Origin of the sequence: Congregibacter sp. (assembly GCF_965662665.1) — a bacterium.
Lineage (GTDB): Bacteria > Pseudomonadota > Gammaproteobacteria > Pseudomonadales > Halieaceae > Congregibacter.
Window position 1 is genome coordinate 17,822 of the sequence record NZ_CBFIIF010000030.1, and the last position, 18,698, is coordinate 36,519.

At 56.9% G+C, this 18,698-nt stretch carries 17 protein-coding genes, 1 other RNA gene and 1 pseudogene; 10 read left to right on the forward strand and 9 right to left on the reverse strand.

Annotated elements, in window-relative coordinates:
* Nucleotides 1-199 precede the first annotated feature (199 nt).
* Nucleotides 200-988, forward strand: coding sequence for an NRDE family protein (locus ACTG39_RS11480; protein ID WP_439107705.1), 789 nt, complete (start codon nt 200-202; stop codon nt 986-988).
* Here the strand turns inward: ACTG39_RS11480 and ptsP are convergent.
* Nucleotides 985-3,255 carry a phosphoenolpyruvate--protein phosphotransferase gene (ptsP, locus tag ACTG39_RS11485; protein WP_439107706.1) on the reverse strand — a complete coding sequence of 757 codons (2,271 nt, stop codon included), beginning with the start codon at nt 3,253-3,255 and terminating at the stop codon, nt 985-987. The genes ACTG39_RS11480 and ptsP overlap by 4 nt on opposite strands.
* The gene (locus ACTG39_RS11490) at nt 3,248-3,760 is read right to left on the reverse strand and encodes an RNA pyrophosphohydrolase (protein ID WP_439107707.1); all 513 of its coding nucleotides are present in this window, start codon (nt 3,758-3,760) and stop codon (nt 3,248-3,250) included. Before ACTG39_RS11490 ends, ptsP begins: the two co-directional genes overlap by 8 nt.
* Before the next feature lie 152 nt (nt 3,761-3,912).
* Between ACTG39_RS11490 and ACTG39_RS11495 the strand changes: the two genes are divergently transcribed.
* The gene (locus tag ACTG39_RS11495) at nt 3,913-4,569 is read left to right on the forward strand and encodes an HAD family hydrolase (protein ID WP_439107708.1); all 657 of its coding nucleotides are present in this window, start codon (nt 3,913-3,915) and stop codon (nt 4,567-4,569) included.
* A gap of 12 nt (nt 4,570-4,581) precedes the next feature.
* Here the strand turns inward: ACTG39_RS11495 and gcvH are convergent, their stop codons facing one another.
* The 5 genes from gcvH to ACTG39_RS11520 all read right to left on the reverse strand — a co-directional run bounded on the left by gcvH (nt 4,582) and on the right by ACTG39_RS11520 (nt 9,534).
* On the reverse strand, nt 4,582-4,977 hold the full coding sequence (gene gcvH / locus ACTG39_RS11500; protein WP_439107709.1) for a glycine cleavage system protein GcvH: 396 nt from the start codon (nt 4,975-4,977) through the stop codon (nt 4,582-4,584).
* A gap of 97 nt (nt 4,978-5,074) precedes the next feature.
* Nucleotides 5,075-6,328 carry a UbiH/UbiF/VisC/COQ6 family ubiquinone biosynthesis hydroxylase gene (locus tag ACTG39_RS11505; RefSeq protein WP_439107710.1) on the reverse strand — a complete coding sequence of 418 codons (1,254 nt, stop codon included), beginning with the start codon at nt 6,326-6,328 and terminating at the stop codon, nt 5,075-5,077.
* The gene (gene ubiH / locus ACTG39_RS11510; protein WP_439107711.1) at nt 6,321-7,568 is read right to left on the reverse strand and encodes a 2-octaprenyl-6-methoxyphenyl hydroxylase; all 1,248 of its coding nucleotides are present in this window, start codon (nt 7,566-7,568) and stop codon (nt 6,321-6,323) included. The genes ACTG39_RS11505 and ubiH overlap by 8 nt, the downstream gene beginning before the upstream one ends.
* A complete protein-coding gene (gene pepP / locus ACTG39_RS11515; protein WP_439107712.1) occupies nt 7,556-8,914 on the reverse strand; it encodes a Xaa-Pro aminopeptidase in 1,359 nt (452 codons plus the stop codon). The genes ubiH and pepP overlap by 13 nt, the downstream gene beginning before the upstream one ends.
* Nucleotides 8,911-9,534: a UPF0149 family protein gene (locus ACTG39_RS11520; protein ID WP_439107713.1), complete on the reverse strand. Its 624-nt coding sequence runs from the start codon at nt 9,532-9,534 to the stop codon at nt 8,911-8,913. The genes pepP and ACTG39_RS11520 overlap by 4 nt, the downstream gene beginning before the upstream one ends.
* Nucleotides 9,535-9,626: 92 nt before the next feature.
* Between ACTG39_RS11520 and ACTG39_RS11525 the strand changes: the two genes are divergently transcribed.
* The 4 genes from ACTG39_RS11525 to ACTG39_RS11540 all read left to right on the forward strand — a co-directional run bounded on the left by ACTG39_RS11525 (nt 9,627) and on the right by ACTG39_RS11540 (nt 11,075).
* A complete protein-coding gene (locus ACTG39_RS11525) occupies nt 9,627-9,836 on the forward strand; it encodes a TIGR02449 family protein (RefSeq protein ID WP_439107714.1) in 210 nt (69 codons plus the stop codon).
* Nucleotides 9,833-10,201 carry a cell division protein ZapA gene (locus ACTG39_RS11530; RefSeq protein ID WP_439107715.1) on the forward strand — a complete coding sequence of 123 codons (369 nt, stop codon included), beginning with the start codon at nt 9,833-9,835 and terminating at the stop codon, nt 10,199-10,201. The genes ACTG39_RS11525 and ACTG39_RS11530 overlap by 4 nt, the downstream gene beginning before the upstream one ends.
* Before the next feature lie 54 nt (nt 10,202-10,255).
* A non-coding RNA gene (gene ssrS, locus ACTG39_RS11535) (6S RNA) lies at nt 10,256-10,434 on the forward strand.
* A 5-nt stretch (nt 10,435-10,439) separates the two neighbouring features.
* Nucleotides 10,440-11,075, forward strand: coding sequence for a 5-formyltetrahydrofolate cyclo-ligase (locus ACTG39_RS11540; RefSeq protein ID WP_439107716.1), 636 nt, complete (start codon nt 10,440-10,442; stop codon nt 11,073-11,075).
* 422 nt (nt 11,076-11,497) lie between these two features.
* On the opposite strand, the gene ilvA is transcribed toward ACTG39_RS11540, so the two are convergent.
* On the reverse strand, nt 11,498-13,033 hold the full coding sequence (gene ilvA / locus ACTG39_RS11545; protein WP_439107717.1) for a threonine ammonia-lyase, biosynthetic: 1,536 nt from the start codon (nt 13,031-13,033) through the stop codon (nt 11,498-11,500).
* A 176-nt stretch (nt 13,034-13,209) separates the two neighbouring features.
* On the opposite strand from ilvA, the gene rpiA reads away from it, so the two are divergent.
* The gene (gene rpiA, locus ACTG39_RS11550; RefSeq protein ID WP_439107718.1) at nt 13,210-13,902 is read left to right on the forward strand and encodes a ribose-5-phosphate isomerase RpiA; all 693 of its coding nucleotides are present in this window, start codon (nt 13,210-13,212) and stop codon (nt 13,900-13,902) included.
* Here rpiA and ACTG39_RS11555 read toward each other — a convergent pair.
* Nucleotides 13,871-15,265, reverse strand: a complete 1,395-nt coding sequence (locus tag ACTG39_RS11555; RefSeq protein ID WP_439107719.1) for an FAD-binding oxidoreductase — start codon at nt 15,263-15,265, stop codon at nt 13,871-13,873. The genes rpiA and ACTG39_RS11555 overlap by 32 nt on opposite strands.
* A gap of 155 nt (nt 15,266-15,420) precedes the next feature.
* Here ACTG39_RS11555 and serA point away from each other — a divergent pair, with 155 nt between their 5' ends.
* The 3 genes and pseudogenes from serA to ACTG39_RS11570 form a co-directional block, all read left to right on the forward strand.
* Nucleotides 15,421-16,650, forward strand: coding sequence for a phosphoglycerate dehydrogenase (serA, locus tag ACTG39_RS11560; RefSeq protein ID WP_439107720.1), 1,230 nt, complete (start codon nt 15,421-15,423; stop codon nt 16,648-16,650).
* Nucleotides 16,651-16,808: 158 nt separating this feature from the next.
* Nucleotides 16,809-18,005, forward strand: coding sequence for a hypothetical protein (locus tag ACTG39_RS11565; protein ID WP_439107721.1), 1,197 nt, complete (start codon nt 16,809-16,811; stop codon nt 18,003-18,005).
* Between the two features lie 3 nt (nt 18,006-18,008).
* A pseudogene (locus tag ACTG39_RS11570) lies at nt 18,009-18,698 on the forward strand (aspartyl/asparaginyl beta-hydroxylase domain-containing protein); the annotation flags it as partial.

The window sequence follows — 18,698 nt, forward strand, 5'->3', positions numbered from 1 at the left end:
GACACTCGGGCGAGATAATGTAACAAGGTACTATGCTCACAATCGCGCTGCTAACCGAACTGCAAACAAATAACCTATTGTTTTGCAAAGAGTGCAGCGACGGACGTCAGCGAAGACACACCACACCTGGCGGCAAGCCGCGAAAAGAGCATTATCGGGCAGTGTCGGATGATGTACAAACACAGCGAGAAAAAGAGTCATGTGCCTGATTGTTTTTGCCTGGCAACAGCACCCAAACACGCCGTTGCTCGTGGCGGCCAACCGCGATGAGTTCCATGAGCGACCTGCTTCCGCTGCGGCGTACTGGGACGACACCCCCCAGGTGCTGGCCGGCCGCGATCTGCAGGCCGGAGGCACCTGGCTGGGGGTGAGTCGCAGCGGTCGTTTTGCCGCTATCACTAACATCCGTGATCCCGGTGCCCGTGGGAGAAGTGCCCCGCGCTCGCGAGGAGAACTCACAAAGAACTTTTTGGCGGGTACTCAAGCGCCCGGCGAGTATCTGGCAGCGATCGCCAAAAACATCGCGGACTATGAGGGTTTTAATCTTCTCCTCGGCGACGCCCAGAGCCTGTGGTACCTCCACGGCAGTATTTCAGAAGCATCACAGCCGCAGTTACTGTCTCCGGGAATCTATGGATTGAGCAACGCGGCGCTGGATGTCCCCTGGCCAAAGGTCCAGCGGGCGCGACGTCAAATGGCAAAGATCGTGGCTGATAGTCAGGCGCCTGATCACGAGCAACTGCGCGCCTGCCTTAATGACCGGCGCTTGGCCGATGAGCAGGAACTGAGGGAACAGAACCTCTCCGGGGACATGGCGCGTCAACTTTCCGCCCAGTTCATTGTCACAGAGCTCTACGGCACCCGTTGCTGCACCACCTTACGTCAGCACCAAAATGGTCTGCTGGAGTTTCAGGAGCAGCGATTTGATGCCCGCGGAGAACTGCGGGGCACGGAGGTTTTTGAGCTGGATACAAAAAGCGCCGGCTAATCAACGGGCCCGGGCATCATCTGCTGCAGTTCGCGCTCGTGGAAAAACGCAGTCAGGCGGTCTTCTACTTCTTTCCCACTCTCCATCTGCCGAACCTCGCCAAGGAGGCTCTGCGCATCACTGGCGGTTATGGAGCGAACGACGTGCTTCACCCTGGGCAGACTGGTAACGTTCATAGACAGCACGTCATAACCCATGGCCAGCAAAAGCACCGCTGCCATGGGGTTGCCTGCAAGCTCACCACAAATGCTCACCTGCTTTCCCTCGGCTCGGGCACCATCGGCAACCTGAATCAAAGCCTCAAGTAATGCGGGATGAAACGCGTGATACAAATCCGACACGCGGGCATTGTTGCGATCAACGGCCAATAGGTACTGCGTCAGGTCGTTACTGCCTACGGACAAAAAGTCCACGCGGCGCGCCAATGCCCGAGCCTGATAAATCGCCGAGGGCACTTCGACCATGACTCCAATGGGCGGCAAGGGTACTTGCAAGCCTTCTTCGAGCAGCTCGCGGTGGCTTCGGTGTATCAGGCCCAAGGCCTCTTCGAGCTCCGGTATGTTACTGATCATCGGCAACATGATTCGCAGGTTACCCAGGCCTTCGTTGGCCTTGAGCATCGCGCGCACCTGCGCCAGCAGTATCTCCGGATGGTCGAGGGTGACACGAATACCACGCCAGCCCAGAAAAGGATTGGCTTCCTCAATGGGGAAATAAGGTAGTGCCTTATCCCCTCCCACATCCAGCGTCCGCATAGTGACCGGACGCGGCGCAAAAGCCTCTAACTGCTCACGGTAAATCTGTCGCTGCTCTTCCTCCGACGGAAAGCGCTCGCGCATCAAAAAGGGCACTTCGGTGCGGTACAGGCCCACGCCTTCTGCCCCGCGATCAAGAGACCGGGCGACATCCGCCATCAAACCCGTGTTGACCCACAGTGTTAGACGATGCTCGTCGAGGGTAACGCAGGGCAAATCGCGAAGACTCTCCAGCCCTTTGTTGAGCAAGGCGTCCTGATCGGCAATCACCTGGAATCGTCGAATGCCCGCGGCCGTGGGATTTAGGTGTACATTGCCGTTGTAGCCGTCCACCACCACAGACATGTCCCGAAGACGCTTGTAGGGTAGATCAACCGCACCCATCACCGTGGGAATGCCCATGGCACGCGCCAGAATGGCCACGTGGGAATTACTCGAGCCTCGCACGGAGATCAGACCGGCAAGGTGGCTTTGCGGTATTTCTCCAAGCATCGAGGCGGTAAGTTCCTCACTCACCAAAATGGTTTTTTCGGGAAACTCCCGATTATCTCGCTGATCGGCCTGCAGGTACCCCAGAACCCGCTCTCCCAGGTCCTTCACATCCACCGCGCGCTCGCGCAGATAACTGTGCTCCATGGCCTCGAAATGTCGGATATGTTCGATCATGACCTGCGCGAGGGCGCCCTGCGCCCAAACGCCGGACTTGATGAGGGACGCCACTTCTCCGCCGATGCGTGAGTCATCCAGAATACCGATGTACACATCGAACAAGGCCAGGTCCTCTGGACTCAGCTTGTCGCGTAAGTTTTCGGCAACCGACTCAATGTCGATACGAACCTGGGACAAGGCGCGCTTGAAGGCACGCAGTTCACTCCGGCGATCGTCACTGGTCTGGCGTGGGACTGCGTACAAATCCGCCGCCGGCGAAACCACTACCGCGGTGCCAATACCAATTCCCGGGGCGCCAGGTACTCCGCTTATGCGTGCATAGGCACTGTCACGTTCGGGACTGCTCTCATCGGGCACCTCGCCCGTGACCCGGGCATGGGCGATAACGCCTGCAAGCTGCGCCGACATGGTGACAAGAAAGGCTTCTTCGGATTCATCAAAACGTCGCCGCCGGGCCTGCTGCACCACCAATACGCCCAGTACATCGCGCTGGTGAATGATGGGTACGCCCAGAAAGGCGTGAAAAGACTCTTCACCGATATTGGGCAGCAGCTGAAAGTTTGAGTGCAGCTCTGCGTCTTCAAGGTTTACCGGTTCTTCCCGCTCGGCGACCAGCCCCACAAGACCTTCGCCCGGCGCCAGCGACAGGTTGCCAACCTGATCTGCGTTTAGACCCTCCGTGGCACGAAATACATAGCGTGTCTCGTTGCGATCACGAATGTAGATGCTGCACACCTCCGTGCCCATCGCCATGCGAACCCGAGACACGATAATGCCAAGAACCTCATCGAGAGACTCCGCCGCGTTAACTTCAAGGACAATATTGCGCAGGACTTCAAGCATGATCGGATGCCTGCTTACCCGAAGGCAGTTTGCCCAACAGCGGCACGGCAAGCTCTTTCAGAGCGCGGCGATAAACCTCCCGCTTGAAATACACCACCTGATTGAGGGGGTACCAGTAGGACACCCATTGCCAGTGATCAAACTCAGGTTTTGGATTGTGAGCCAGGCTCACTGCATCGTCGGGAGCCAGCATTCGCAGCAGAAACCACTTTTGCTTTTGTCCGATACACACAGGTTGCTGACCTTTGCGTTGATACTGTTTCGGCAATCGATAGCGTAACCAGCCCCGGGTACTGCCCAGTACTTCGACATCCTTGGGCGCGAGACCGACCTCCTCTTCGAGCTCGCGATACAACGCCTCTTCTGGCGTTTCACCGTCGTTAACACCACCCTGGGGGAACTGCCAGGCATTGCGGCCACCTACGCGACGCGCCCACAGAAGTCGTCCGTCATCGTTGGTGATGACGATACCGACATTGGGCCGAAAGCCCTGCGCATCGATCATGAATACGGTGTCCGGAGTGACAGCTAGTTGCCGATTGTTCCACAAATAAGCGGTACTGAGAATTGCTACGCTTTTGGGAGGTCGTTACTCTTGGGCCTGTGGCTGCTCCTCGCCTCGCTCTCACCTCGCCCTCAACCGCATCAGGACCGGTCATGACCCTCGCGATTTTTGATCTCGACAACACCCTCATTGCCGGGGACAGCGACCATCTCTGGGGTGAGTATCTCTGCTCCCAGGGAATGGTGGATAAGTCCAGTTTCCACGCTGCCAACGAGGGGTTTTATGCCGACTATCAACGGGGTGAGCTGGATATAGAGGCCTATTTGGCATTCGCTCTGGCGCCTCTGGCCGGACGCAGTCTCGACTCGCTTACAGCATTACAAGCCGGTTTTATCCGCGACTGCATCGAGCCAATCCTGCTTCCTGCCGCTGCAGAACTCATTCAAAGCCATCGCGACCGTGGCGATCGAATACTCATCATTACGGCGACCAATGAGTTTGTCACTCGGCCTATTGCCGCACTGCTGGGCATTGAAGAATTACTTGGCTGTGCCGTAGAAATCACCGACGGCGTGCTTACGGGACGCGCCACCGGCACGCTCACTTACCGCGAGGGCAAGGTACAGCGTCTCACCGAATGGCTGGCCCGCGAAGAAGAAGTGATGGATGGTGCGTGGTTTTACAGCGATTCGCACAACGACCTGCCGTTACTGGAAATTGTCGACAATCCAGTGATTGTCGATCCAGACGACCGGCTTGCGCAAATCGGGAGTGAGCGCGGCTGGCGGCAAATCAGCCTGCGAGATTAAGACCTCGGGGGCTTAGTCCTCGTCAGCACAGTGCGTTTGATAGGCCTCGGCATCCATCAACAAGGTTTGCACTTCTTCGAGATCCTGAGGCTGCAAGCGAAAAAACCAGCCGTCGTGGTAGGCATCGCCGTTAACAGTTTCCGGCGCATCTTCCAGAATGCTGTTGACGGCCACCACGGTACCGCTGATGGGCGCATAAATGTCCGACGCAGCTTTTACGGACTCCACAACGCCCGCCTCATCGCCTGCTGCGAGTTCGGCGCCTTCTTCCGGGAGCTCAACAAACACAACATCACCCAGGGCTTCCTGAGCATGATCGCTAATCCCCACAGTGACGGTACCGTCATCTTCTACCCGCGCCCATTCGTGACTGCGGGCAAACCGCAACTCTGGAAGAACCTGACTCATTGACTTACCCCTGAAAAGAAAAATGCACGTCCGCTAGAGCGTCTATTCTAGTCGCGGACCATGAAAACTCAACGCGATTGCCCCCTAGGCGCAGAAATCAACCAACACCCATGGCTTGCCGAATAATGCGGCGTTTCACCACAGGCAAGCCTGCAAGGGTTCGCATACCGGTGTTGCGCAGCCAGCGTACCGGCGGCGCGTCCTGCTCAAACAAGCGTTTAAAACCATCCATCGCGGCCATCATGGCCAGATTGTCGCCCTTGCGACGGCGCTGGTAGCGCGATAATACATCCTCACGACCAGGGTTCAGGCCTCGGGTCATGGCCGCATTCAGCTCCTCGGCAAGTACCTGGACATCCGCGAGGCCGAGATTTATGCCCTGCCCCGCCAAGGGATGAATCGTGTGTGCGGCGTCGCCTACCAGAGCTATGCCGGGCAAAACATAGTCCACAGCGTGGCGCTGGCGCAAGGGAAAAGCCTTGCGTGGCGCGCAATCGGTGACCTTGCCAAGGACATACTCACTGGCTTGCCCCAGGGCCTTCGCAAATTCATCATCGTCCATCGCCAGAACACCATCAGCCAGATGCTCTTCAATCGACCAGACGATAGAGCACAAACGCTTATCCGGGCTCTCCAGGGGCAGAAGCGCCAAGGGGCCCGTCTGCAAAAACCGCTGCCACGCCGTATCCTCATGACCACGCTCAAAGGCCACGGTGGTGACTATCGCGCGATGCCCGTACTCCCACTCCCGGGTGCGCATCCCCAGTAAGTCACGCGTCGGCGAAAGTGCTCCATCTGCTGCGATGAGTAACTGGCATCGCAGGCGACGGCCATCTTCCAGCTCCAGCACGGTCTCGTGCCGGTCAGCCTCATCGGCCGCTGACGTATTGCGATGCAGCTTTGCAAGTCGCGCAGGCGCCAGGACTTTAAGACCACCCAGGGCCTGTACCTGCTCTGCAAGCGCTGCAGTAATAAGGCGATTCTCAACGATACTGCCCAACGACGGCGCGGACACTTCCTGGGCATCAAACTCGATACGCCCGGTGCCTTCGGCGTCCCAAACAGTCATATGCTGGTAAGAGCAGGCCCTGGCGGCCTCTACCGCCGGCCATGCGCCGAGATCTTTTAAAAAGTCGATGGAGCGTGGCGTCAGCGCACTCACCCGGGCATCATAATCCCGGGGAGTTGAGCCCATCGCTGCGCTCATCCGAGGTAGCTCACGCGCCTCAAGCACCGCCACTGAGCGTCCTGAACCGGCAAGAGCTGCGGCGGATGCAAGTCCCGCGATGCCACCCCCCACAATGGCAATATCGACCTCGTCGCATCTAACCTTAAGGTCAGTCTCAACCATGGCGGGCCTCCAGCGCGGCCATGCCCGCAGCCTGCTGCACAAACGCACGGCGTAGCAGCGGAAACATATCCATTCCTGATAAGGCCAGATCGCGACCCAGAGACAGCAATGGATCGTTCACCATAAACAGCGCGGGTAAACCATCGCTCGCCGCAATGGTCTGCATCTGATCCCGCTGCCGGTCCTGCGAGTAACTCGCCAGCACGGCAGTATCCCCGACAGCTGTGCCCAGACTGCTTGCCTTTACCAGCGAATCAGTGAGAGCCGCGGCATCGCGCAGCGCCAGATTAAATCCCTGTCCTGCGACAGGGTGCAGTGCGTGCGCCGCATTCCCCAGCACCACACAGCCGCGACGCACCTGCTCCACGGCCTCGGTGAGCGCCAAAGGATAGCTGTGTCGGTCACCCACTCGCTCTATGCGCCCCAAGCGATAACCAAAGGCATCAATAAGGGCTCGTGAAAAAACCGCCTCTTCGGCGACTTCCATAGCCGCGGCCTCGGTGGGCGCGAGGGTCCAAACCAATGCCATTCGGTGTGGCGCCTGCTCCGAGCGCGGCAAGGGCAGCAGTGCGAGAGGCCCGGTCGCGGTAAAGCGCTCATAGGCACAGCCATAATGATCTTTTTCGAAGGCCAGATTGGCAATGAGGGCACTTTGGCCGTAGGTTTTTCTCTGGGTCAGAAAGCCCAGCTTCTCTCGGAGAGTCGACTCGGCGCCATCGGCGATGACTAGTAAGTCAGCGTCGAGTTCTTCGTCCTCGAGACAAACCCGTATCCCCGGACCAGAGGGTCTGGCATCAGTAACCCGGTCGGGGCAACGCAATGCCAGACGCGGGCAGGCATGGGCCGCCGCCAGCAGCGTGCGCCCAAGACAGGGGTTCTCCACCACCCATCCCAGTGCGTCCCATCCCTGCTCGACACTGGAAAGTAAACTGCTGCCGAAGCGTCCGCGCCGCGACACATGTATCTGATCAATGGGCGCAAGGCCCGGCAGCAATGACGCCCAAAGCCCCAGCTCCCGATACAGCGTCGCAGTGCTATAACTCAGTGCCGTGGAGCGCGCATCAAATGATGGATGGTAGTCAGACTGCGCTGTATCCGCAGCAGGTAAGGCGCGTCCTTCGACAACGGTGATACGGGTCGCATCGGGCAACTGTTTGTGCAGCAACAGCGCCAGACTCAAACCCACCATACCGCCGCCCGCAATCAGGATGTGAGGAGCATCCGCACTCACTGCATCCATTCCTCTACTTCTTCGCTACTGCGAGGGAGTCCCTCGCTGAGCAGCTCATAACCGTCTTGTGTAATGACCACATCGTCCTCAATTCGGATACCGATACCCCGCCAGGCCGAGGGAACATTCAGGTTGTCTGGCGCCACGTAAATGCCCGGCTCCACAGTGAGCGCCATCCCCGGTTCCAGCTGTCGCCATTCGCCGCCGGGGCGGTAATCGCCTACGTCGTGCACATCCAGACCCAGCCAGTGTCCGACGCGATGCATGTAAAAATCCTGATAGGCGCCTGTTTCGATAAGCCGGCTCACATTTCCCCGCAACAGACCAAGTTCCACTAGCCCGCGGGTAATCACATCCACAGTAGCAGAATGTGCCGCGTTCCAGTCTCGCCCCGGTGCAAGAGCGTCAAAGGCCGCCTCCTGCGCCGCCCGCGTGAGTTCGTAGAGCGCGCGCTGGCGTTTGCTAAAGCGACCGCCTACGGGAAACGTTCGGGTCACGTCAGCGGCATAACCCCGATACTCACAACCCGCATCAATCAACACCAGATCGCCGCGCTTGAGTCGCTGTTGGTTGCTGATGTAATGCATGGTGCAGGCGTTCGCGCCTCCGGCGACAATGCTGGGATAAGCCGCGTGCCTGGCACCGTGGCGCGCGAACTCATGTAACAGCTCCGCCTCCAGCTCAAACTCCCGCATTCCAGGTCGACATTGACGCATAGCACGCCGATGGGCGAGGGCTGTGATCGCGGCGGCCTGACGCATTTGCCGAAGCTCCGCCGCCGACTTGAACAAACGTTGTTCGTGGAGCAAATGATCGAGGTCCGTAAACTCTCCCGGTGGGACCGCGCCCGCGGCAACCTTGCTACGAATACTGTTCACCCAAGCCATGATTCGGGTATCAAACTCCCGACTGCGGCCCATGGAGTAATAAACCCGGTCCCGACCTTCAATCAATCCGGGCAGGATGTCGTCAATATCGGACAGGGGGAAAGCGTCGTCGGCATCATAGAGATCGCAAGCTGCCTCAGCGCCCACGCGTTCACCGTTCCAAAGCTCCTCCACCGGATCTTTTTCATGGCAGAAAAGAACGTACTCCCCATGCTCGCGACCCGGCAAAAACACAGCGACGGCATCTGGTTCAGGAAAATCCGTGAGGTAATGAAAATCGCTGTCCTGGCGAAAAGGAAATTCTGTATCGCGGCTGCGAGTGGCCAGCGAGCCTGCCGTGACGATAGCGATGCTGTTGTGCTCAAGCATGCCCAGCAAGTGCTGCCGGCGGCGACGAAAGTCGCTGCGAGGAATATTGGCGACGCGCGCGGCAAGCGCAGGGCCAGCCAGGGACTGGGCGCCCGTCATTCGTCCAGTGATCGACCGTCATCAGACGAGGGAGCGGGCTCATCCCCGCCAACACCGGCGTCCAACATGACATTCATTGCCGCGACCCGAAGATACTCCAGAAGCTCGTAGTACGATTCTTCGGCAGCGTTGCTATCCTCGTCCTCGTCTTCCTCATCACTGGCGGCTTGCGCTATCGCCGCAAAGTCCCGAAGGGCTTCCGCACTGTCCGGGAGTACCGCCTTGCCCTGGCCCTCGGACTTCACCCTGGCCTGGGCATAGCCGCTGAGAAATCCCCGGCACCACTGAGCCATGGCTTCAATGCGTTGAGAAAGCTCCAGCTCGTCCTCGGGGAGCAAGGGTTGGAAGTCAAAAGACCCCTCGCCGATACTCTCTATGGCAGTGCTGCGTAAAGTCCCGATCGCGTCAGCGAGAGAGCCGTGGAGCGAAATATCCAGAGCCTGCTCCAGCTCAGCCAGCAATGCCTCTTCGCCGCCACTCAAGCCGCCACCGAGCAAACCACAGAGACAACCGTGCAATTCTGCCGGCGAAAGCATATCTCCCTGCTCCAGCAGGGAATTAGCGAGCTCATCAAAAAATTCCGCGATCGAGTCGGTCGGATGCGGATCAAAAATAGACAATGTGATTTCCAGAGCGCGTTCGCGCCGTTGACCTGCCTTAATACGGCCCCTATAGTGCCGACAACTCTTCGCGTCGCGCAAGTCATGTCTGCATGTCTGATGATGTTTTGAAAACTCTGGAAGATAAGATCGATCAATTGATCGGTTTGTGCGCCCAGCTCAACCTCGAAAATCAGGCCCTCAAGAAAGAGAACCTGGGTTTTCAGCAGGAGCGCCGAGACCTCATCGCCAAAAATGATCTGGCCAGGGCCCGCGTTGAGGCCACCCTGCAGCGGCTGCGCAGTATGGAGGCGGCATCATGAGCAGTAACGCGAGCACCGTGTCCGTCACGATCCTGGAAAAAGAGTATCAGGTTGCCTGTCCGGAAGATCAGCAGGCCGAGTTGCTGCTTTCGGCGCGACATCTGGACGAGCAAATGCGTGCCATCCGTTCCACCGGTAAAGTCATCGGACTGGAGCGCATTGCGGTCATGGCCGCACTCAATATCAGTCACGAACTCCTCCAGACCCGTAACGGCGTAGCGAGCGGCGATAAGAAGAGCACCGCTAAAGCTAAAGCTGACAGCTCAAGCAAAACCGTAGACGCGGCAGACGCCGCCGGTCTGTCTGGCCTTAACGCCAAGCTTGACGAGGCCTTACACCAATTGCGTCAGCTCGAAATTGGCTGAGCGAAAAAGTTTTCCTCGCCGTTAAGCGCGGCTCAGATACGCTATACTTGATCTCGGTCCCTGGTGCATGCGCCAGACATTCTGTCCTCGAGCCGATAAAGTGTTAACCGGGGGTGACCGCTGACGTTGGTGTGCAAGTCTGGCATGACCGGGAAGCCTGATACGTCACGGGAACCACCACCTTGAACCATCGGGTTCAAGGGCCGTACCGTCAGCGGTGCTCCGGGTACCGATTTTTATGTCAGTGAACTCGCAAAACATCTCTCTCAAAAACAACCGCGATAACAATAGTGTGGGCCAGGCCCAAAACGCGGCATCTCGCAAACAATGGCGAGTAGATCTGCGACAACGACGCAAAGCCATCGCCGCTTCTCAAGCCGAGCACGCTTCCAAGGAAGCAGCCACACACCTCTGCCACGATCCGCTCTGGAATGCTGAGCACATAGCACTGTATCTCCCCAACGACGGTGAACTGAATACCCAGGCGATAGCGGCAGAGGCGCAAAGAGCCGGCAAGCATGTGTATCTACCGGTGCTCAGAGGTTCCGGCATGCAGTTTTGCCAATGGTCAGCGGGTGATCCGCTCAAGGTAAATCGCTTTGGCATTGGAGAGCCCGAAGGAACGCCGGTAGATGCCAGTCGCCTGCAGCTTTTGCTACTGCCCACCGTGGGCTGGACGACTTCAGGATTTCGTCTGGGTATGGGAGGCGCTTACTACGATCGGTTTTTAGCCGATGGGGAGCCCTTAACAGCCTTCCGTATAGGTCTGGCCTACGACTGTCAGCGCGAAGACGCGCTGGACGCATTTAAAGAGAGTTGGGACCAACCCCTGGATGCGGTGCTTACAGAAAAAGGGCTTCGACGCTTCGAATAACTAGCGGTTTACCACTAACGATTAATTACTACGCCGGCTTGCAAGGGCGAGACAGGGGCCTCGGCGGATAGGTTGGCAGAGGAATTAGCAGACATCGGAAGCATCAAGGTGACAACCACACCGAGACCGAAGATCGCGGAAAGGACTAACAACATATCAGGTCGCTGTTTCACATTAATTCCTGTTTATAAAGCGTTCGTAACTATTTGCTATTTGCTATTTGCTACTTGCATCTATCTGATCCGGTTAAAGCCAAGCTTGGAAATCTTGCTGGCCCCTCAGATCGTGCTATTACGGCCAATCAACACCCTAAGCAGTGCTCAAATAACCGTGGGTCGTTATGAATTTTTTGTGACTATGTCATGAATATCGCATGGAATACTTGACAGAGCAAGACGTCTGCAAAGTAGAGCTATCGGGGATTAGTGCCCGCTATCGGGAGATCCGAGGTACAAACGGTAGGCCGCATTGTCGGTTTCGTCCCAATAACGATAGCCTATGGCGTCGAGACAGGCGCGCACTTCGGAGCGTTCTTTCGGGCCTACCTGCATACCCACAAGAATTCTTCCGTAAGCTGCACCGTGGTTACGATAGTGGAAAAGTGAGATATTCCAGCGCTGTCCCAGCCCTGACAGAAACTTCAGCAGGGCGCCCGGTCGCTCGGGAAACTCCACGCGATATACCCTCTCCTCACCCACACTTTCCGGTGCCAACCCGCCGACCATGTAACGGATATGCAACTTGGCCATTTCATTGTCGGTGAGGTCTTCGCAGTCATAACCCTGTTCGGCAAATTGGCCCAGAAGCGCTGAGAGATCGTCACCGCCGGGCTCTACGGACATTCCCAAAAACACGCGCGCATCCTGAGCGCTGCTATAGCGGTAGTTGAACTCCGTAATGTTGCGACGACCGAGACTGCTACAAAATTTTCGAAAAGCGCCGGGCTTCTCAGGAATCGTGACGCTGACTACCGCCTCGCGCTTCTCACCGATTTCGGTGCGCTCAGAAATGTAACGGAGCCGATCAAAATTAGTATTTGCGCCGCTGAGCACGGCCAACAACTGCTGCCCCTGCACACCTTCACGTTCGACGTACTTCTTAAGGCCTGCCAGCGCGAGGGCACCCGCAGGTTCCGCGATACCACGCGTATCCTCAAAGATGTCCTTGATTGCCGCGCACATCTCATCGGTGCTGGCGGTGATGACCTCATCGACGGTGTTACGAATAACCCGAAAAGTCTCTTTGCCTACCTGAGCCACCGCACAGCCATCCGCAAATAGTCCCACTTCGGACAAAGTCACGCGTCGCCCTTTCTCCAGGGCAGCTTTCAGACAAGCAGCATCTTCGGGTTCGACGCCAATAATTTTGGTTTTTGGCCAAACGTAGCGAATGTACGCCGCCATACCAGCCAGGAGGCCACCACCACCCACGGGAATAAACACCGCATCCAGCGGCTCCTGATGCTGACGAACAATCTCCATACCCACGGTGCCCTGCCCTGCAATGACATCAGGATCATCAAAAGGATGCACGTAGGTGAGCTTCTTCTCTTTTACGAGCTTTTGCGCGTGGGTAGAGGCCTCATCAAAGTTATCTCCATGCAACACCACATGAGCGCCGCGACCGCGCACTGCGTCCACCTTGATGCTGGGCGTTGTCCTGGGCATAACAATCGTGGCCGACACACCCATGCGCTGGGCCGCCATGGCCAAACCCTGAGCATGGTTCCCGGCAGAAGCCGCAATAACACCGCGCGCTCGTTGTTCAGGACTCAGGCGATGCATCTTGTTGTAGGCACCACGCAACTTGAAGGAGAACACCGGTTGCAGGTCTTCGCGCTTCAGCCAAATGCTATTGCCAAATCGTTTGGACAGCAGAAGCGCTTGATCCACGGGCGTCTCCCGCGCGACGTCATAAACGCGCGCGTCAAGAATCCGCTTGATGTAAGACTCAGGCATAACAGTCGACAAAGAATAAAACGCGCATAGTAATGCAGCGGAACCCAGCTTGCAGCCAACGTTTTTGGGAGTCTTGCAACAACAGGCGCAAAGTTTGTGTCCCTCTGCCTCCCCGACCCCCCCTTTACGCGGGTAAACTAGCCTTTAATCAAGGCCATCAAACTCAGGATAACTCCATGGATCAGGACAGCCTCAAGCTTAGCGTTGCGCAGGCGGCACTGGATATCGTCAAGCCGCAACTCGAGTCCAAAACCATACTGGGTATAGGCACCGGGTCCACCGCGAATATGTTTATCGATCTACTGGCCGGTGTGGCACACCAATTTGATGGTGCCGTCGCCAGCTCGGAGGCCAGCGCGGAACGGCTACGAGGTCACAACATTCCGGTTTATGACCTGAATGCCGTCGATCAGGTGGCGGTTTATGTCGACGGCGCTGATGAATGCAACGAATCCCTGGAACTCATCAAAGGCGGGGGCGCGGCACTCACCCGCGAGAAAATTGTCGCCGCCGTGGCAAAGGAATTTATCTGCATCGCAGACGAGAGCAAGTGGGTAGCCGTGCTGGGCGAGTTCCCCTTGCCGGTAGAGGTCATCCCCATGGCGCGCAGTCACGTCGCCAGGGAAATCGTCAAATTCGGCGGAGACCCTGTGCTTCGTGAAGGCGTTGTCACAGACAACGGCAACGTGATTCTGGATGTGTACAACTTCTCTATTGCACAGCCGCTTGCCACAGAAGCCAAGATTAATGGCATTGTCGGCGTTGTTTGCAACGGTTTGTTTGCCCTGCGCCCCGCCGACCGATTACTGCTGGGAACCGCGGAGGGCGTTCGCGATATCAAAGGTCCAGAATCTTTCCTGGATTCATAATTCCGGCCGGATCGAACACCCGTTTGAGCTGCGCCATGAGACTGATCTCTGCCTCGGAGCGGCTGTAGCCGAGGTACGGTTTCTTGAGTAAGCCAACGCCGTGCTCAGCCGAAATACTGCCACCATGGCGAGCGACCGACTCGAACACACCCTGACTCACCGTGCCGCAGCGCTGCTGAAATTCTTCCATGGGCATAGCATCGGGCTTGAGGATATTGAGGTGCACATTGCCATCGCCGATGTGCCCAAACCAGATGATCTCAAAATCTGGATAGTTGGCGCTTACTATCCCCTCAACCTCCTCCAATAATAGGGGGACTCGAGATACCGTCGTGGAAATATCGTTCTTGTAAGGAGTCCATTGGGAGATGGTCTCCGAGATATCTTCCCGCAATCTCCACAGCTTGCTCGCCTGAGCGAAACTCTGACTCATGACACCATCCTCGACCCAGCCTGCTTCGACACACTGCTCAAAGCAATCCATAGCGGCGGTTTCTGCCTGATCATCGGGCTTCTCAAATTCCAGCAGCGCGCAGTAACGACTCACCGTGGCGAAGGGTCGTGACAAACCCTGATGTTCAATGACCTTTTCAAGTGCTTCCTCCGAGAAAAATTCAAAGGCCTCCAGGCGGACGCGGTCTCTAAACGTTCTGAGGACCTGCATAATCGACGCCATATCCGGCGTGCCCAGCACCATCACCGCACGCTCCGCGGGCTCCGCTTCCAATCGCATAGTGGCCTCAACAATGATGCCCAGGGTGCCTTCCGAGCCAATCATAAGATGCCGAAGATCGTAGCCGGCATTGTTCTTGATTAGCCCTCGATTCAGGTCCAGCAATTCACCGGTGCCGGTTACCACCTTAAGACCTGCCACCCAATCGCGCGTCATCCCGTAACGAATCACCTTGATGCCGCCGGCATTGGTGGCGATGTTGCCCCCGATTTGGCTCGAACCACTGGAGGCAAAATCTACGGGATAAAACAGCCCTTCGCTTTCGGCAAATTCCTGAAGCTGCGCAGTGACCACCCCTGCTCCGCAGCGCACAGTCCGGTCAGTAGCATCAAAATCACCAATCTCGTTGAGTCGGTCCAATGCCAGCACCAGCTCTCCATTGGCGGCGACGGCGCCCGCTGATAAACCACTGCGACCCCCCGACGGCACCAGAGCAACGCTCTCTGAAGCCGCCCAACGCACAATAGCCTGAACCTCTTCTACAGAGGACGGCAAGACCACAGCCGCAGGATTGGGTGTGTGCACTCGTGTCCAATCGCGGCCAAATTGGAAGCAAGACTCCTCATCAGTACGCAGGCCTTTTTCATCCACCAGCGCAGCCAGCGATTCGAGTTGTTGAGGACTTAGCAAAGGAGACTCCGGGGCAATCACAAGAAATAATTTACACTACAAAAGCAGGACCAGCGCGGACGCCAGAGCCCGCGGCGGCGTATGCTACCATGCGCCGCCGCGCTGCTCAGGCAGTGTAAACACGATTCCGAAATACCCCGCAGAGTTTCCAGAAAATGGCCCAGCAATCCCTTGAAAAAAGCAAAATCCGCATCCTGTTGCTTGAGGGAGTGCATCCCTCGGCCATCGAAATCCTCAATCGTGCGGGTTACTTCAATATTGAGCATCACAGCAAATCCCTGCCCCCCGAGGAGCTTAAGGCCGCAATCGCCAACGCCCATTTTGTGGGCATACGCTCCCGCACCCAACTCAATGACGAAATACTCGCGGCTGCGCCTAAACTAATTGCCATCGGCTGTTTTTGTATTGGCACGAACCAGGTCGATCTTGATGCCGCTACGCGGCGGGGCATCGTAGTCTTTAATGCGCCCTTCTCGAATACGCGAAGTGTCGCTGAGCTGGTCATCGCAGAAGCCATTCTCTTGTTGCGAGGCCTGCCCGCAAAGAACGCCGCGGCCCATCGCGGCGAGTGGCAAAAGTCCGCCGCGCACTCCTACGAAATTCGCGGCAAGCGTTTGGGCATCATTGGCTATGGCAACATTGGCATGCAGCTAGGTGTTATCGCAGAAGGTCTTGGCATGCGAGTGCAGTTTCATGACGTGATTAACCGCCTGCCTTTGGGCAACGCTCAGCAGGTCGTGGGTTTGGATTCGCTCCTGGCTAACTCCGATGTTGTCAGCCTTCATGTCCCGGAAACGAGCTCTACCGCCAACATGATCGGTGAGAGAGAGTTAGCTCTGATGCCCGCGGGCAGCATCCTGATCAATGCCTCGCGCGGCACCGTAGTAGATATAGATGCTTTGGCCTCGGCACTGGATAGCGGACACATTCGCGGCACCGCAATCGACGTATTCCCCATCGAGCCTCGCTCGAATGATGACGAGTTTGTCTCCCCCCTGCGCGAATTCGATAACGCCTTCCTGACACCCCATGTCGGGGGCAGCACCATGGAAGCCCAAGCCAATATTGGCGGCGAAGTTGCCGAGAAATTGTCCCGTTATTCTGACAACGGTACCACCACAAGTTCGGTTAATATGCCTGAGGTGGCACTGCCGGAGCATGATGGCTGTCATCGCCTATTGCACATTCACAGGAACGTTCCTGGCGTGATGGGCGCAATTAATAACATTTTTTCGGAAATTGGCGTCAACATCGCAGCGCAGTATTTGCAAACCAACGAACACGTGGGCTATGTGGTGATTGATATCGATGCGGAATATTCAGAACTCGCCCTCGAAAAACTGACGGCGTTGGAAGCTACATTAAGGTGTCGAGTATTGTTCTAGACAGCTATAGAATCAGGAACTTCAGAGCGCGCCTCGCGGCAATAGCCCTGGGAGTTTTTGCGCCTTTTTGCTCGGCACAGTTCGTTGATGGGGATGGCACAGAGTGCTGCTCCTCGCTAAACCCGCAGCACGCAGCGCCAACTTACTACGGCGCAAGCATGTTTCGCGAAGACGACCCTCGCGCCGCCGCAAAATTCCTGATTGCGGAACCATTAGATCCTCCGGCCTCAGCAAAGGAGCTTCTCGCAACATTAGAACAGCAGGAGCTCGACAACGGCCCCATGTCACCACTGCTAGCCCCTACGCTTCAAAATCTGGGCGCTGCGTATCTCGCAGAGGGTAAAGATCGTCAGGCAATTCGAGCATTTAGCCGCGGAATCCATCTGGCCAGAGTTAACGGTGGGCTCTATACACCGTCCCAGACTACGATGCTGGAGCAACTGATCGCGACGCATGTCCGCAATGGAAACTATGCAGCAGCAGATGATCAACAGGCTTATCTGTATCGATTGAAACGCTTTGGGCAGCAGCATGCCGACAACGAAGATCTTCGCGCAGCGACGCTGCGCTACGCAGACTGGATGCGGGGGGTGTACCTGGGAGATATCGACTACCAGCGATTTCCACGACTGGTAGGAATTAACGATCTCTATGACGACGCTATCGAAGACATCGTAAACACCCAGGGTGAAACCAGCCCGGAACTCCTCAATTATCTTCAAGGCAAAGTCGCCCTCTCGTATCTGGTGTCTGTATATCCGGGAGAAAAGGAAACGGGGTTTCGTGCCTCGACCACGCAAATGGCCGGCTTTGATGTCGCAAGTGAAGCACAGCTGCGGTTTTGGCGAATGCGAGACCACAACTTTCGCTATGGACTGCAATCGCTGAAACACAAAGAGAAAGTCATTTCGGCAATGCCCAATAGCAGCGCCGAGGACCGGGCGAACGCCCATCTGGCCATCGCCGATTGGTATCAATGGCATCGACGCTACGCGCCGGCAATCCGTATTTACCGGGAAGCCTGGGCTATCATGGAATCAGAGCCTGGCAAGGGAGAATGGTATGCAAAAACCTTTGGGGAGCCTCTGGAGCTGCCGGAAGAAACAGTATTCAATCCCGGCGCTGTTCCCGTGGGAACAACCAAGTTGGCGGAGGTCGTTATCGACTTCGCGGTATCGCGCCATGGTGAGGCGGTAGACATCGACATCACCACCGATGCGACGGGTGAAGATGCAAAGTCTGCAACCAATCGGGCTTACAGGTATCTGCGCAGTGTGCGATTTCGCCCCAAACTACAGGACGGAAACGTGGTGGTCGCAGAGAATATGCACCGAACGTACAAAATAAGGTACTAAATAATGGCGGCAAACCCTGACTTAAAGCAGGTCATTGTTGAGGCTCAGGGAATGGTCCGTCAGGGCAATGCGAGCGGCGCCCTGGCTTATCTGCAGAACTACGCCGCACAGTTCAGTGCTTATGTGGACTTCCACATGAATGTGGCCATAGCGCACCGCACTCTCGGCAATCTGGCTATGGCCATCAAGGCACTCAATGCAGCGCTTGCCATCGACCCCTATGCTTTTATGCCAATGTTGTCTAAAGGCGCGATACTTGAGCAGATGGGTGACTTACGGACGGCAGCGCAGGTCTACAAAGATGTACTGCGTATTGCCCCCCACGAATCGGAACTCCACGCCTCGCTGCGCCCACCCCTCAAGCGGGCACAGGAAGTGGTTGATGAACAGGCCGCAGCCATGGCGACATACTTTCGCGACGCCCTGGGCCCATTGATGCAAGAGCATAGCGGGGAGTCACTAACGCGCTTCGAAGAGTGCATGGACGTCGTTGCGGGCGTCAAACGCATCTACAACGCGGAGCCCGTACAAGTGCATTATCCGCGCCTGCCCGCGATCCCCTTTTTTGACCGTAGCTACTTTCCCTGGTTTGAAACGCTTGAAGCTGCCACTGAGACTATCCAAGGGGAGCTTCAAACGCTCATGAACGAAGGCCTGCCCGGCTTCAAGCCTTATGTACAGTACGCTCCCGGG

Coding starts and splice junctions, on each gene's coding strand:
- ACTG39_RS11530 (WP_439107715.1), top strand. CDS start 9,833: ATGAGCAGTAACGCGAGCACCGTGTCCGTCACGATCCTGGAAAAAGAG.
- ACTG39_RS11480 (WP_439107705.1), top strand. CDS start 200: ATGTGCCTGATTGTTTTTGCCTGGCAACAGCACCCAAACACGCCGTTG.
- ACTG39_RS11525 (WP_439107714.1), top strand. CDS start 9,627: ATGTCTGATGATGTTTTGAAAACTCTGGAAGATAAGATCGATCAATTG.
- ACTG39_RS11565 (WP_439107721.1), top strand. CDS start 16,809: ATGTTTCGCGAAGACGACCCTCGCGCCGCCGCAAAATTCCTGATTGCG.
- gcvH (WP_439107709.1), bottom strand. CDS start 4,977: ATGAGTCAGGTTCTTCCAGAGTTGCGGTTTGCCCGCAGTCACGAATGG.
- ACTG39_RS11490 (WP_439107707.1), bottom strand. CDS start 3,760: ATGATCGATGCGCAGGGCTTTCGGCCCAATGTCGGTATCGTCATCACC.
- ACTG39_RS11495 (WP_439107708.1), top strand. CDS start 3,913: ATGACCCTCGCGATTTTTGATCTCGACAACACCCTCATTGCCGGGGAC.
- ptsP (WP_439107706.1), bottom strand. CDS start 3,255: ATGCTTGAAGTCCTGCGCAATATTGTCCTTGAAGTTAACGCGGCGGAG.
- serA (WP_439107720.1), top strand. CDS start 15,421: ATGGCCCAGCAATCCCTTGAAAAAAGCAAAATCCGCATCCTGTTGCTT.
- ACTG39_RS11540 (WP_439107716.1), top strand. CDS start 10,440: ATGTCAGTGAACTCGCAAAACATCTCTCTCAAAAACAACCGCGATAAC.
- ilvA (WP_439107717.1), bottom strand. CDS start 13,033: ATGCCTGAGTCTTACATCAAGCGGATTCTTGACGCGCGCGTTTATGAC.
- pepP (WP_439107712.1), bottom strand. CDS start 8,914: ATGACGGGCGCCCAGTCCCTGGCTGGCCCTGCGCTTGCCGCGCGCGTC.
- ACTG39_RS11505 (WP_439107710.1), bottom strand. CDS start 6,328: ATGGTTGAGACTGACCTTAAGGTTAGATGCGACGAGGTCGATATTGCC.
- ubiH (WP_439107711.1), bottom strand. CDS start 7,568: ATGGATGCAGTGAGTGCGGATGCTCCTCACATCCTGATTGCGGGCGGC.
- rpiA (WP_439107718.1), top strand. CDS start 13,210: ATGGATCAGGACAGCCTCAAGCTTAGCGTTGCGCAGGCGGCACTGGAT.